Origin of the sequence: Flavobacterium sp. LM5, from assembly GCF_002017945.1 — a bacterium.
Taxonomy (GTDB): Bacteria; Bacteroidota; Bacteroidia; order Flavobacteriales; family Flavobacteriaceae; genus Flavobacterium; species Flavobacterium succinicans.
The window spans coordinates 1,684,400-1,699,464 of record NZ_MUFX01000001.1; the positions used below are offsets into that span (position 1 = coordinate 1,684,400).

At 30.7% G+C, this 15,065-nt stretch carries 14 protein-coding genes; 6 read left to right on the plus strand and 8 right to left on the minus strand.

The window, feature by feature from the left end; genetic code table 11:
- Positions 1-43: 43 nt before the first annotated feature.
- A complete protein-coding gene (locus tag BXU11_RS07190; protein WP_078211586.1) occupies positions 44-1,549 on the minus strand; it encodes a SulP family inorganic anion transporter in 1,506 nt (501 codons plus the stop codon).
- An 806-nt stretch (positions 1,550-2,355) separates the two neighbouring features.
- On the opposite strand from BXU11_RS07190, the gene BXU11_RS07195 reads away from it, so the two are divergent.
- Complete coding sequence (locus BXU11_RS07195) at positions 2,356-3,420, plus strand: outer membrane beta-barrel protein (RefSeq protein ID WP_078211587.1); 1,065 nt, start codon at positions 2,356-2,358, stop codon at positions 3,418-3,420.
- 125 nt (positions 3,421-3,545) lie between these two features.
- Here BXU11_RS07195 and arsB read toward each other — a convergent pair whose 3' ends face one another.
- From arsB to BXU11_RS07220, 5 genes are all read right to left on the minus strand, one after another.
- Entirely contained in the window at positions 3,546-4,610 is a 1,065-nt protein-coding gene (gene arsB / locus BXU11_RS07200) for an ACR3 family arsenite efflux transporter (protein WP_078211589.1), read from the minus strand.
- 6 nt (positions 4,611-4,616) lie between these two features.
- Positions 4,617-5,228 carry a low molecular weight phosphatase family protein gene (locus tag BXU11_RS07205; RefSeq protein WP_189318512.1) on the minus strand — a complete coding sequence of 204 codons (612 nt, stop codon included), beginning with the start codon at positions 5,226-5,228 and terminating at the stop codon, positions 4,617-4,619.
- Between the two features lie 35 nt (positions 5,229-5,263).
- Positions 5,264-5,734, minus strand: a complete 471-nt coding sequence (locus tag BXU11_RS07210; RefSeq protein WP_078211591.1) for a DUF6428 family protein — start codon at positions 5,732-5,734, stop codon at positions 5,264-5,266.
- Between the two features lie 19 nt (positions 5,735-5,753).
- Positions 5,754-6,098 carry a helix-turn-helix transcriptional regulator gene (locus BXU11_RS07215; RefSeq protein WP_078211593.1) on the minus strand — a complete coding sequence of 115 codons (345 nt, stop codon included), beginning with the start codon at positions 6,096-6,098 and terminating at the stop codon, positions 5,754-5,756.
- A 114-nt stretch (positions 6,099-6,212) separates the two neighbouring features.
- Complete coding sequence (locus BXU11_RS07220; RefSeq protein WP_024981027.1) at positions 6,213-6,932, minus strand: DUF547 domain-containing protein; 720 nt, start codon at positions 6,930-6,932, stop codon at positions 6,213-6,215.
- Positions 6,933-7,293: 361 nt separating this feature from the next.
- On the opposite strand from BXU11_RS07220, the gene BXU11_RS07225 reads away from it, so the two are divergent.
- From BXU11_RS07225 to BXU11_RS07240, 4 genes are read left to right on the plus strand one after another with little or no spacing between them, the layout of a single operon-like run.
- Positions 7,294-8,310 (plus strand): glycosyltransferase, encoded by a 1,017-nt coding sequence (locus BXU11_RS07225; protein ID WP_024981026.1) that lies wholly within the window; start codon positions 7,294-7,296, stop codon positions 8,308-8,310.
- Complete coding sequence (locus tag BXU11_RS07230) at positions 8,307-9,551, plus strand: glycosyltransferase (protein ID WP_078211596.1); 1,245 nt, start codon at positions 8,307-8,309, stop codon at positions 9,549-9,551. Before BXU11_RS07225 ends, BXU11_RS07230 begins: the two co-directional genes overlap by 4 nt.
- 3 nt (positions 9,552-9,554) lie before the next feature.
- The gene (locus tag BXU11_RS07235; protein ID WP_078211598.1) at positions 9,555-10,700 is read left to right on the plus strand and encodes a glycosyltransferase; all 1,146 of its coding nucleotides are present in this window, start codon (positions 9,555-9,557) and stop codon (positions 10,698-10,700) included.
- A 24-nt stretch (positions 10,701-10,724) separates the two neighbouring features.
- Positions 10,725-11,939, plus strand: a complete 1,215-nt coding sequence (locus BXU11_RS07240; RefSeq protein WP_078211599.1) for a glycosyltransferase — start codon at positions 10,725-10,727, stop codon at positions 11,937-11,939.
- 1 nt (position 11,940) lies between these two features.
- On the opposite strand, the gene BXU11_RS07245 is transcribed toward BXU11_RS07240, so the two are convergent.
- A complete protein-coding gene (locus BXU11_RS07245; RefSeq protein WP_078211601.1) occupies positions 11,941-12,897 on the minus strand; it encodes a hypothetical protein in 957 nt (318 codons plus the stop codon).
- A gap of 167 nt (positions 12,898-13,064) precedes the next feature.
- On the opposite strand from BXU11_RS07245, the gene BXU11_RS07250 reads away from it, so the two are divergent.
- Positions 13,065-13,946, plus strand: a complete 882-nt coding sequence (locus tag BXU11_RS07250; RefSeq protein WP_024981021.1) for a hypothetical protein — start codon at positions 13,065-13,067, stop codon at positions 13,944-13,946.
- Here the strand turns inward: BXU11_RS07250 and BXU11_RS07255 are convergent.
- Positions 13,938-15,011 (minus strand): glycosyltransferase family 1 protein, encoded by a 1,074-nt coding sequence (locus BXU11_RS07255; protein WP_078211602.1) that lies wholly within the window; start codon positions 15,009-15,011, stop codon positions 13,938-13,940. The two genes, BXU11_RS07250 and BXU11_RS07255, sit on opposite strands and share 9 nt — an antisense overlap.
- Positions 15,012-15,065 lie beyond the last annotated feature (54 nt).

Here is a 15,065-nt window from a genome sequence, read left to right on the forward strand (position 1 = left end):
TTTAAAAATTAATATATGTTTTTGTTCAAAAAGGAGTAAAGCTTTAAAGTTGATATTCTTTTCTAAAATTAATTAATTCAACTGTAATATTACGATTTTTAGATTGTATGTTTTGGAACTCTTTAAGAATGTCTAATACATCATGCGTAATGTAAACAGTATCAACGGCATTAATAATTACTTTGGTATTTTCTGGAATCTCGTTTAAAGTTGACTTGATTTCAGCTTTGTTTAAAAAAGAAACTTCTTGGGCCAAATCAATATGGGTGACTTCGTTATGGTCTTTTCTTAATGTAAAAGCTTTTTTGAGATTTCCTTTTAAGATAAAAAAGATACTGATCACGATTCCTAGCGCTACTCCTTTTAATAAATCCATAAACACTACAGCTAGTAAGGTGGCTATAAACGGAATGAATTGATATTTGCCTTTCAGCCAAAAATGCTTTATGACCGATGGATTAGCTAATTTGTAACCGATAAGTAATAAAATTGAAGCTAGGGTGGCTAGTGGGATTTTATTTAACAACCAAGGAATGGTAATTGCGCAAACCAATAAAAGGAGACCATGAAATATGGTGGATAGTTTAGTTTGGGCACCAGCGTTATTATTGGCAGAGGTTCTAACAATTACTGAAGTCATGGGTAGTCCTCCTAAAAGGGATGAAACTATATTACCTGTACCTTGTGCTATTAATTCGATATTCGTATTGGTGTTCCTTTTTTGAAAATCAATTCTATCAGCAGCTTCAATACATAATAAGGTTTCTATAGAAGCCACTATTGCAATGGTAATGGCAACACTCCAAACTTTTGGATTGGTAATGCTTGAAAAATTTGGAGAGGTAAAAATAGATTTTAGTTCATCTATAGATTCAGGAATTGGAAGTGTAACTAATTGATCTTTTGAAATGGCTAAAGAACTTTCAGTGTAAACAAAAAAGTAATTTATTAAAATACCAATAATAACAACTACTAGAGCGCTTGGTATAAGTTTTATTTTTTTTAAGAAAGGTATTTTATCCCATGATAATAGTAGGGCAACGGATATAATGGTAATAAGTAAGGATCCATAATGAATTGAAGTTAGCAGTTCAGACGGAGAGGAAATGTTATTTAAACCGGAGTTGATGCCCAATGCATAGGGTAATTGTTTAAAGAAAATAATCACTCCTATACCAGCAAGCATTCCTTCGATTACGTTACTAGGAATGTAATTTGAAAGACTTCCAGCTTTTATAAAACCTAAGATAAGTTGAAAAATTCCAGCCAAAAAAACAGCTAGTAAAAATATGTTGAATGCCCCTAAGTCTGTAATAGCAGTTAAGACTATAGCGGTAAGACCAGCAGCGGGACCTGATACACTAATATGTGATTGGCTGATCATTCCTACAATGATTCCTCCTACAATTCCTGATATAATTCCTGAAAATAATGGTGCCCCAGAGGCAAGAGCGATACCTAAACATAAAGGTAAGGCGACTAAAAAGACAACTAGTCCTGAGGACAAGTCTGCAGTTATGTTGGAAAATAAATTTGTTTTTTTAAGCATTTTGTAAAATTATAAATTGGTATTAGTGTAGTTTTTAAAAGTAGATTAAGGATGGTTTAAATGTGTTTCAAAAAAGAAAAAAGAGAATTTGATTTCTTAGGAATGAATGGTTTTTGTGAATTTTATTTTCTATTAAGCAATTCATTCCTACATAGGTTTTTTTGAAAAGGTGACATGTTGATATTTTTTTTAATGTAATAAAATAAAAAATAAAAATTAAGGAAGCTTACTTTTTGTTTTGATTACTTGGAAAGTAAAATTAAACAAATAAATAAGAAAATAGAAGTCGGTTTTGGCTTTTGAGAATTCTTTATTTTTTTACACAATCACATTGTTTGAATTTTTTGTGTATTGTTGAGAATAGGTTCTTTAATTATTAAAAACAGTGCTAAATGTTGTGTTGGGTATTTTTATTTTTTAGTAGCTATTGTGTGATTTTTAATGGGGGTTGTTTTTTAAATTTTAATATTTTGAACAATAAGGACGTTTTTTGATAGGGGTGTATGTGTATTTTTGTGTTTTTTTTGTTAAAACACCCTTTATGTTATTTTTGTTATAAGGCTATTAAAATATTGAATTAATATTATTTTAATCTAATATTTTAGATTTCGTAATTCTTCAATGAAAAAGTAAAATACTCTTTTTTAGATGTAAGTTCTTAGAAAAAAAGGTAATAAATTCGTCCAATAAAAAAAGGAAAAAAGCTTACAAAGTTCTTTTTTTAAGTTCGATTTTTAGCTAAAGTCATATCGCATACCAAAAAACAATAACCAAATAATTGAAATTTTAACCAAAATTAAATGCACATGAAAAAAGCCACCTTTATTTTTGCTTTATTGCTCTCTTCTAATTTTATTATAGCACAAGAGGGAGAAACTAAAACCACTCCAACCACTATTTTTGCAGGTTCAGCAGATGCTTATTATAAATATGATTTTGCTAATGATCCAGCCAATAATAAAACCAGTTTTACAAATTCAAGTAATTCTTTTGAGTTAGGAATGGCTTCTATTGAGGCGTCTCATAAATTTGGTAAAGCATCTGTTTTTGTGGACTTAGGTTTCGGAAAAAGAGCAGCAGATTTTTCTTATAATGACACATCTCCAAATGATAATGCTACATTTTTGATAAAACAATTGAATTTTACCTATGAATTCTCAGATAAGTTTAAAATAATTGCGGGTAGTTTTGCAACTCATATAGGGTATGAATTAGTTGATGCTGTAGATAATAAGAATTACAGCATGTCATACGCTTTTACCAATGGCCCTTTCTTTAATACTGGGGTAAAAGCACAATATACTGCGGGTAAATTCGGAATTATGGCTGGTGTGACTAATCCTACCGATTTTAAAACGGCTTTGGATAGCGGAACAGATCAAAAAACTTATATAGGTCAAATTTCTTATACAGGAGATACTGGTGCAGTTTATTTAAATTTCACTTCAGGTAGTAATAACCCCTCTTCAGAAACTAATGCCACTCAATTTGATATTGTAGCTACTAAAAAATTGAATGATAAATTTTCCTTAGGATTTAATGGTACTTATGCTTCATTGAAAGACGATGCAGATAGTGCGTTGGATGCTAATTGGTTTGCATTAATAGGATATGCTAATTATTCCTTTACAGATAAAGTGAGCTTGGCTTACAGAGTAGAGTATTTTGATGATAAAGATGCTGCTAAATATTTGCTTGTTGATAACAATGTTTTTTCAAATGCCTTATCGTTGAACTTCAAAGAAGGTAATTTTACTTTCATACCAGAAATTCGATTTGATTCTGCTTCAAAAGATATGTTTTTCAAAAGTAATGGTAGTGCTACAAGTTCAGCAGGGAATATTCTGTTCGGTACCACGTATTCTTTTTAATAACACAAACTATTTTTTTTTTCTGCCATGGCACTTTATCTAAAAGTGTTGTGGCAGTTTTTTTTATTAATCGCACTACTTGTTTTGATAAAATTCAAAATCAAGTAGTGCTTTTAAGAATTGTTTTAGGTAGTGAAATATTTTTTTCTAAACCAAAAAGCAAGATTAACCAGTGCTATCAAAGCTGGTACTTCTACCAATGGTCCAATTACACCTGCAAATGCTTGTCCGCTATTGATGCCAAAAACACCGATACTCACTGCAATGGCTAGCTCAAAATTGTTTCCTGTGGCCGTAAACGCAATAGCAGTTGCTTTTGAATAATCTGCACCAAAATATTTTCCTAGAAAAAAACTAATGATGAACATGATGCTAAAGTAAATGATTAACGGAATAGCTATTCGTACTACGTCCATTGGGATTTGAATGATTAATTCGCCTTTTAGACTAAACATGATTACGATGGTAAAAAGTAATGCGATCAATGTCATTGGCGATATTAGTGGGATGTATTTGTTGTCAAACCATTCTTTTCCTTTACACGCAATCAAGCCATATCGGCTTATAACGCCTAATGCAAAAGGGATTCCCAAATAGATACCCACACTTTCTGCGATTGCCTTTATACTAATGTTTACTTCAAAACCGGTATATCCAAAATAGGGAGGTAGAATGGTAATGAATATATAGGCATACACACTATACAAAAGCACTTGAAAGATACTGTTTAGCGCAATCAAGCCTGCGGCGTATTCTCGGTTTCCATCGGCTAAGTCATTCCATACAACAACCATGGCGATACATCTGGCTAATCCAATTAAGATTACACCAATCATGTATTCAGGATAACCATTTAGAAAAAAAAGTGCTAAGAAAAACATTAAAATAGGTCCAATGATCCAGTTTAAAAACAAGGAAGTGCCGAGTACTTTAGTGTTTTGAAACACTTGTCCTATTTTACCATAATCTACTTTTGCCAATGGCGGGTACATCATTACTATTAACCCGATGGCTAAGGGAACGTTAGTGGTTCCCTTAGAGAAAGAGTTGATGAAATCGGCACTATTGGGTACGAAATAACCAATGCTGACTCCAATTGCCATGGCGAGGAAAATCCAAAGCGTTAAATTTTTATCTAGAAAACTTAATTTTTTTCGTTCTGCTGCTGGGCTACAATTTGTTGCTGACATTATGTGTTATTTTTTAATTTTACTGAATACATACATGAAGTCGGTTGCAATTTGTAGGCTTCGCTCCTCGTATTTTTGAGTTTGTAACGGGGTATTGTCAAAAGCTTTTGGGTCTTCAAACATGATTGGGATACGTTTTTCTGCTCCTGCAATAAAAGGGCAACCTTCGTCTGCGCTTGAACAAGTAAGTACCGCGGCAAAATCTTTATTGGGATTAAAAGCGTCATCATACGTTTTGGAAAACCCGATGATTGGATGGTCTTGTGTGTTGTATTTTATAGTATAAATTGGATTCTTTCCTTCTGCAATGGTTTTGATTTGAAAACCAGTGTTTTCCAATGTTTCAGCTATCTTTGGGAATAAAGCGGTTGCTTCGGTACCGCCAGAATAGCATGCAACATTAGGGATGTTGTAAAATGATGCAGCGGTTTGTGCCCAAATTTGAGAAAGATGACTTCTTCTGGAATTGTGCGTACAAATGAAATTGATACGAACCGCAGATGTAGCATTAACTTTTTCTTGAATGTAGTCAATAAGAGGTTGTAATGTTGCTTTTCTTTCTTCAGTTATGGAATTAAAATTTAAATCATTGATGGTACTGGTGATTTTTGTAAACATAATATCTAATGTGTGGTTTATGATTTTTTTTAGCTTTAGCAACAACCTCCTCCTGGAATACAAGTGTTGTTGGTGTTTCCAAGATTAATTAAAGCTTTCTTTTGTTTTGTTTCAGGTATACCGCAGTTGTCTTTTGCTAAGCAATCTGTTTGTTTGTTGACTAGTAAAAAGTGACTGCCATTGAAATCGAGATTGTATTTGCCAATCGTCTCGTTTTGATATTCTACCTCAATTTCGTAATCTTCCATGGCTAATGCCTTTTCTGCTAGTTCAATGATAGCTAATAATTTGGTTGGTTTTAATCGGTGGTCGGTATCATTGGCGTTCCATAATTGGAAATTTACTACTTGCTCAACTCTTATCGTACCCCCACAATCGATAAATTTTTTGGTAACAATACCGACTTCTGTTACGTGAAAATGAATAGGAATCATTTGGCCGTTGGGTAAGCTAAAATTGACATCTTCTAGTTTTTGTAGATTTTCTTTTACTTCGGATACTTTCATAATGATTAATTTTTAAAGTTTAGCAACAAGTTGATACGGTTGTACAGTCGACATCTTCTGTTTTGGTTGATATCAGATTACAAAACGCTTTTATTTTTTCAAAGCCATTCTCATTAATACAGTAGCATATTGAGTTTCCTTCAATGGTCCCTTTGATAAGTCCAGCGTTTTTTAATTCTTTTAAATGTTGTGAAATCGTGGGTTGTGCAAGAGGTAATTCAAGGACGAGATCGCCACAGATACAAGATTTTGATTGTAAAATGAATTCTAAAATAGCAATTCTTGCGGGATGGCCTATGGCTTTGGCTATCAATGCTAGTTCGTTTTGTGTTGTTGAAAATTGGTCTGACTTAGAGATTCCCATGGCTATGTTTGTTTTGTATATTGCAATATTACGATAATATATTTATTATTTTAATTTTTTATAAAAAAAAAATGCCATCTGATAATGATGGCATTTTGAATGTGAGGGAAATTTTTATTTACTATTGAGCGACCAGTTGTAAGCGCGAGTCATTACTTTATAGGTAGTCTCAATTTTTTTCTCTAAAAAGATATTGATAAAGTCTATTTCATTAAAATATCCTGTAACAAAATCACCTTTATATGTTTCAAACATTTTAGGTAATTCGATTGAGTTGGTGTTTTTAAAAATTCGATAGAAGTCTTTGTCGTTAATATACAACCTAGCTCGTTGTTTGATTTGATCGTTTACTTTTTCTGGAGTGTAGGCTTCATTCAAAAGTGGAGCATCTCCATTAGTCCCTTTGCATAAAACGAAATGTACACCAGCATCAGCAATAACTTCTCTTAGTATGGTGTTTTCAATGTCATTGAGTGTTAACTCTTGCTTAGCAACAATAAAAGTTCTTTCATCAAAAAAACCAGGTACTGCATTTACTGCTACTATAGGGAATTTTTCAACCACCGATTTTATCACTAATAAATTGTAGGTATTAATCCAAAATGCTTTGGCTTCTTCTTTGGTTTTGAAGTCTGTTTTGAGTTTTGAAATATTGTCTAAAATATAAATCAATTCACCGGGGCTTTTTTTCAATTGTGCGTAGCCTATTTTTCCAGTTTCGGAGACATTTTTCTTTAAAAATTCGTTGGTTTGTTCAAAGAAATCATTTAAAGTTTGTGCCTGAGTGAATGAACTAGCGACACAAAACAAAATGAGAAGTAATTTTTTTTTCATAAAAGGGTATTTACTTATCTTACATATATTCATATTAAATAATCGGCAAATAAACTGTTTTTTTTTCTATCTATGTAGTTTTTTATGTCAAAATTTTAATTAAATTTTAAGATTTATGTTTATTAATAAAGGACAAATTATGAATTATATTTTTAGATGTTTTGTGATCTAAATTCTGGATTTTTTGATTAGCTATTTAGTTTGTTTTTAGAGTGCAATTAAACAAATGGTTTGGCTAGTAACCTGAAACGTATTTTGAGGCTTTTTAAATTGATGTTATAGGTATTTTTTAGACGAAAGTTAGTCTTGAGCAGAGAAATTACTTTACTTTTGGGGATTATTTCAAATTTAAATCAAAATTTTGAGTTCAGGTATTTTAGTTTCAGTTGTTATTCCGGTTTTTAATGTTGAGGGGTTCATCTCTGAGACTATAGAAAGCGTTTTGAGTCAATCTCTAAAGGATATTGAAGTGATTTTAGTGGATGATGGATCAACTGACAAATCATTAATAATTTGTCAAGAATATTTGAATAAGGATTCAAGAATTAAAATAGTAAAACAATTAAATTCAGGGGTTTCAATAGCACGTAATAGAGGTTTAGAGCTTGCGATAGGAGAATATATTTTTTTTATGGATGCTGATGATACAATAGATTTTGATTTTTTGAATTCATCCTATAAAGTAGCAAAACAGAAAGATTTTGATATTGTAGTGCTTGGAGAGGACTGTTGCAGTCGTTTACCAAATGTTTCGGCATTACCAACATGGGGGCAATTTCTAAGACATGATTTTTTAAAAAAACATTCAAGAATTAGATTTCCAGAAAACATTCAGCCTTGTGAAGATGGATTGTTTTCACATCAGCTATTAGCGTTGACCCAAAAAATTGGCACAAATCCTCAGGCTAAATATCATTATCGACATCACGAGAATCAAAATCATAAAAAAAATAATGACCGCGTTGACAAGGTGCTTCTACAAATTCCACTTTGGCTTACAATTTTAGAAGATTTTTATAAGGAGTACAATTTGTTCGAAACTCACGCGCTTCATCTAGCGCTTTTTATGGAACATGAGCCCCTAGAGTTAAGGTATTTTTCAATGCCATTAAATCCGAATCAAAAAGAGTGTTTACATGCATTGATTGTTCAGTTTATGCAAAAAAATGTATTGCCTTTTTTAGGAAACGAGGATCAAAAAGTATTAAAAAAATATTTTTTGATGTTTATACAATCTAAAGATTATTCAGATTTTGATCATGCGTTCAAGATGTTGATCTTAAAATGTAAAATTAAGTTATTTTTGCTGCGATTTGTTCCCGTTTCAAAACTTAGAAAAAGAATGCGAAAAGAAATAAAATCAAATATTTTTAAATGAAGATCATCATAATTCAGCACACAGGTTTTTTAAATGGATCAGGAGGAACTGAAAAAATATGTTGCTTTTTATCTAATATTTTTAGTAAAAACAATTTTGAAGTAGAAATTGCTACCAATCAGGATCTTTCTGGAAGGCCTATGTTTGAATTGGATGAAAAAGTGACTATTACTAATATTTTTGATAAAAATGTTCCGCAAAAAAAGCTGCTAGAATTATATAATTACGAAGGCAGAAATCCTTTTTTTTGGCTTTATTTTAAAGTTAAGAAAAAGTATTGCAAGGCACATAATAAGGCTTTATTAAAAAAAATGAATGGGATGGATGGATTTAATACCTTCAACTTGTTGCATCGTTCTCAAAACTGGAAAAATTATATTGTCAAAGCCAATCCTGATTTGATCATTACTATGACAATTGGTTCCTTATTAGAGCTTACTTATAAGAATGAGTACAGCGTACCGATAATTAATTCCGTAAATGGTCGACCCGATTATGATTATTCAGATGTATTATGGTATCGCTCTAAAATTGAAATGGGCCTACTCAAGGATGCTTACAAACATTTAACTGCAATTCAGGTTTTATTCGATAGTTATAAAAATTATTTGCCCAATACTTTCAAAGGAAAAGCTTTTACTATTCCTAATCCAGTTTTTCAGATCGATGATGCAGAAATTGTTTCTCATTATACGGATAAAGAAAGGTTTAAAATTATAAATGTTGCTTCTCTAGTTACAAGCTGCAAACAGCAACATATTGCTATTGAAGTTTTTTCTAAAATTGCCAATAAGTATACAACGTGGGATTTTCATTTTTGGGGAACCGGTGATGATTTAGAAGTATTAGAAAGTCAAGTAAAACGATTACAACTTGAAAACAGAGTGTTTTTTAATGGGTTTACAAAAAATCCGATGGATGAAATGAAAGCATCTGATATATTTATTTTCCCTAGTAAGTATGAAGGGTTTCCTTTAGCTTTGACTGAGGCTATGTCTGTAGGGTTGCCGTCCATTGGTTTTGAAAGCTGTTCTGGAGTAAATGAGCTTATTGAAAACAATGTTAATGGCTTTTTAGTAAATAATGAAATCGACTTGCAGGAATCTTTAGAGAAATTAATACTTAGCAAAGATTTGCGACAACAAACAGGTTCGGCTGCGCATCAAATGGTGAAAAAGTACTGTGAAAAAAATGTAGCGGATCAGTGGATGCATTTAATAACTCAAGTTTTAATAAAATAGATTATGCGTATTTTATATTTCTATCCAGAGAATCCATTATCTTATACTCAAGGTAACAATGCAAGGGCTTTATCGTTACTACAGTATTTTAAAAACCGTAAAATTTATCTTGATTTTGTTGGAGAAGCATCAAAGGAATTTGAGGAAGATGCTATAAATGAATTAAAGAGAGAGAATTTAATTAAAAACGGATATCTGTTAAAGAAAGAAAAGAAAAGTAGTAACATCATTAAATATTATCTGAATTATTCTTTTCCAAAAAAGTTCAATAGTAAGTTGAAGGATTTTGACCGAACAAAATTTGGCTATAAAGAGCAATTTTCGAAGATAGTACGTGATAATGATTATGATTTTATAATTGTTTCATATGTTTATTGGTCTCCACTTTTAGATGCTGTAACAAAAGGATGTAATACGAAATGGATTATTGATACACATGATTTTTTAACCTCTCAATTTCAAGATCATAAAAAGTTTGCTTTGGATCGGTATTTCAAAAAGGAGATTTCTGTAATGAAGAAATTTGATGAGGTATGGGTGATTTCAAATGAAGAAAAATACCTTTTTTCTCAGTTTATAACAAAACAGGTAAGTCTTATTACTCATAGTTTGCCTAATGCTATTGAAACTTCATCAAAAACGGAGAAAACAATCGATGTTTTATATGTAGCCAGTGAGAATTTCCATAATATAAAATCTGCAAAGTGGTTTTTTAAAGAAGTATATCCTTTATTGTCTTCAGATTTAAAAATTACGATAGTTGGAAAAGTCGGGAATCATATTTCTAATTTTGAAAATGTTGAAAAATTGATTTTTGTAAAAGAATTAGAGGATGTTTATTCAAAGGCTAAAATTACTGTTTGTCCAATGTTATCGGGTACTGGAGTTAAAATAAAAGTAATTGAATCATTATCGCACGGAATACCAGTGGTATGTACAGAAAGAGGTGTTGATGGTTTACTGAATAAAACGAATAACGGATGTTTAACTACAAATGATCCTCTTTTATTTTCAAAACACATTAATACACTTTTAAATGATAATGAGTTTTACAAAAAAAATCATTTAGAAGCGAAGTGGTTTTTTGAGAACCATTTTGATGTCAAAAAAACATATAAAGTGCTTGATGCTATCTTTGCAAAAAATTAAAACAACAAACAAAATCCATTCAAAATGTTCAAATCAATTAAGTTATATTTTCGATTAAAGTCATTAGGCAATAAACTAAGAAAGCAAAAGAAAGAAGTGGATTTTACTAGTAATTTGAAATATACTAGAAACGTTATAATAATTGATACTAAAGTTCCTGAGTACAATAAAGATTCAGGTTCCAGAAGATTAACAGAAATTATAAAATTGCTTATCAAAAATAATATCGGTGTTTTTTTAATGGCTGATTTTAAGGAATATCGTTTTACAACTGATTATGTGCAGTACTTTAAAAATTTAGGTGTTGTGGTGTATGAGCCTGGCGTGGATAAAAAAGGCGAGTTAATTGCTAAAAATGATTTTATAAAGCAAGTACTTCCTTTTGCAGATTTTGTTTGGTTGCATAGACCTGAAATTTTTGCAAAGTATTATCCAATTATTACAAAATGTAAACCTGAAGCCAAAGTGTTTTTTGATATGGTTGATTTTCATTATCTGAGATTTAAGAGAGAATCTGAGTTGACACAAAACGCTGATATTTTAAAAAAAGCAGATAAATACCTCAAATTAGAACTTGATAATTGTAAAAAAGCAGATAAAATCATTGTGATTTCTGATGTTGAAAAAGAAAGTTTAAAAGATTTTTATAAAGAGGAAGCTAAAATAATCAGCATTGGTAATATTCATCAATTTATAGAAAATGAAAATCCTGTTTCTTATGAAAATCGTAAAGATTTGTTGTTTATAGGAGGTTTTGATCATAAACCAAATGTTGATGCGGTAAACTATTTGGCAGAAGAAATTATGCCTTTGTTATGGAAATCAAATCCAGAAATTTCAATTACTATCATAGGAAGTAATCCTCCGGAATCCATTCAAAAATTGAATTCTGAAAAATTCAAAGTAGTAGGATATGTCGAGGACGTAACGCCCTATTTTTTAAACACACGAATCTTTGTAGCGCCACTTCGATACGGTGCAGGAATTAAAGGCAAAATTGGACAAAGTTTAGAGTTTGGACTTCCGCTTGTAACGACAAACATTGGAGCTGAAGGTTTCGATTTTCAAGGAAATAGACATGTGATAGTAGGAAATACAAGCCATGAAATTGTTGATAATATCCTTTCTTTATACCTAAACAAAGAACTTTGGCAGAAAGTAAGTACTGATTCAAAAAAGGTGATTGAGCCTTTTTCTATAGCTACTATCGAAGAAAAAATAGTGCGTTTGATTCAGTAATTTAATTAAGTTCGAATACTGTATTTACCCAATTTTCAATCGTGTATTTGTGATATACTTCCTCATCTAGTGGCTCATAAGGCGTGTTGAAAAAATCAGGGTTTATTTTTATTGGTTTGTTTTCTTCAAGTATCAAAATGTTATTTGGGTTATAAAAATCGTACTGGCTAATTGACTGATTTGTTGTGATTATTTTTCGTTGCATGGCCAAGGCTTCAAAAATTCGAAAACTTAGTCCATTATGACCATGTCTGATTAAATCAAGGAATATTTTTGAATGTTCTAAATCATTTTGCAAGTCTTCTTGAAAAACATGCTTTCTAGAATAAAAAATATTCGGATTAATTCCTTCGGGTTTTCTTTTACCGATAATCAAAAAATTATATTCAATGTTGTGTTCTGATAGATAATTAGCGAGGTTATTCAAAAACGGAATACGTTCATCGATAGAAATTACGATAAAAACATTTTGATTGGTTTGATGATCTTTAATTTGTTTTTTGTCAATATATATGTAATTCGTTATAAAGTTGAAATTGTACTTTTTGCAGTCATCCAAATCAAATGAAAAGATTTTGTCAAATACACCATCAAGTAAATGATCAGTAGGAAATCTTGTGCAACTATCATACAGATAAGCAATATATTTATTGGTATGTTTTTTGATCTCTAAATGTGTTTGCTTGGTGAAACAGTCAGGGCGAATAACTAAAATTATATCATAATGTTCTTCCTTTTTAAAATGAGCAAGAACATGCTCTTCCATTTTTATATTTTTTATGTTTTTTTTGAAAATTAATTTATTAAAAAAATTTCTTACTCTATCAAAAACTGAGGAATATTTATATTTGAATTGAGAGATATCAATATGGTCTACCTGAACATTTCTCCTATTTAATTCTAAGACAATTTTTTGATCAAAATTAAAAAAATCAAAGCTGAGGATGCCTATTTTCATAAGAGTGTTTTTTTAATGGTTTAGTGTGATAAGTCGCGTTTTTACTGAATTAAAGCAATATGAAATATAAAAAAAAACGTCAAGAAGTGCGTAAATAAATTTCATAAAAGGCTCGACAAAAGTAGATATTAATTATTAACTTGCAGAATGTTTTATAATCAATTTTAATGAGTGGAAAGATACACATAGGTTATTTAGTTTCATATGATTATGAATTATTAAAGACATCTATCCCTACAATATATACTGAAGCGGATGCTATTTTTTTGGCTATTGATAAAAACAGGCAAACTTGGAAAGGAGAGCCTATTTTTATAGATGAGTCCTTTTTTGAATGGATTAAGGTTTTTGATGCTGAAAAAAAAATCACCATCTATGAAGATACTTTTTATGTTGAACATTTAACAACGATGGAGTGCGAAATTAGGGAGAGAAAAATGCTTTCTCAAAAAATGGGAATAGGGAATTGGCTTATTCAAATAGATAGTGATGAATATTTTGTTGATTTTAAAAAATTTGTTGCCAATTTAAGGAAGTACGATTCTTATCTTATTAACCCAGAAGAAAAACCGATACAAATTTGTGCTTTTTGGGTAATGCTCTATAAATATACCGAAAATGGGATTTTATATGTAAACAAACCTTTAAAAGCTATTTTTGCTACAAACTTCCCAAATTATGTCAATGGTAGGAGGATTAAGGGACGTCAAATTTATACCGACACTATAGTCTTGCATGAATCTTTATCTCGTAGTGAGGAGGAATTACGTTTTAAGTTTGAAAACTGGGGACATAATACCGATGTGAATGAAGGCTTTTTAGATAAATGGCTGGCTGTAAATGAGGATAATTATAAAGAATATGAAGATTTTTACTATCTACAGCCTAAAAAATGGAAAGAATTGGCCTTTTTTCCAACAAAAAACATCTGTGAGATAAAGGATTTTATTCAAAACGAAAGCAAATTAAATACATTAAGTTCAGTTCTTTATATTAAAAATTTAGGGCATAAACTTAAGTTTTTATTGAAAAAGAACCTCTTAGAGTAGTATTTTTTTATAAACTTCAAGATATTCAGCCGCCGCAGTTTTCCAATCGAATGTTGCGGCTCTTTTTTTAAGTAAAATTTCCGCTACATTTTTGTTTGTTTCATGATAAGTTAATCCATTAAAAAGAACACTTTTCATATCTTCAGGATCAAAATTTGTCCAATAATTAGCCACATCGCCCCCAATTTCAGGGAGAGATGTTTTATCGGAAAGGAAAACTGGTTTGCCAAAGCTCATTGCTTCAATTGGAGGTAGGCCGAACCCCTCTTTTAATGAAGGAAATAAAAATGCTTTACAGTTCTTCATGAAAAATTGTTTTCCTTCATTGCTTACTTTTCCAGTTAAAAAAACTTGCTTGCTTAATCCGTTTTGTTGGATCATTTTTTTTATTTCGTCACCATATTTTTTATCGTTGTTTCCTGAAATAATTAAATTAAAGTCTTTTATTACTTTCATCATATTGATAATGGATTCATAATTTTTTCTTTCTATGAAGTCTCCGATAGAATAGAAAAATGGGCGATCTACAGGGACATTTGGAATATATGAAGAAGTGTCCAATATTGAACTAATAGGATTTCCATTATGAATTACATATTCTGGGATGTTAGGTACCGAAAAGTGCTTGTGAGTTTCGATTTTTGTAAATTCAGAAACGTAAGTTATAGCTGTTGCTCGGGCTAACTTTTCAGTAAATAATTTGTTTAATTTGTAATTACGACTAGAGTCTAATTCATCTCTAAAATGAATGTCGTGTATGGTTAGTAAATAATTATTAAAATGATAAGGCTCTACTTTGGTGTTTTGATTGACAGAATGCCATAAGTCATTTTTTTTTCGAACCCGAAAAAGAGAATGTCTGGAGATACTTTGATATTTGTGGTATTCAAATTTATCTTTGAATTCTTTTTTTAATAATTCTGGATTTGAAGTGTTTAACGTCAATTCAAAACCATCTAAATCTAATAAAGATAAGCCTTTTATTAATTCGTAGTTAAAGGTTCCTAATCCAGTGTTTTTATTGTTAATGTTGTGGGTCTCTAGAAAAACACTTTTAAAAGGCATTGGTTTTTTTTTGCTAAATTACAATATTAATTTTAACTCTTAAAATGTATATAC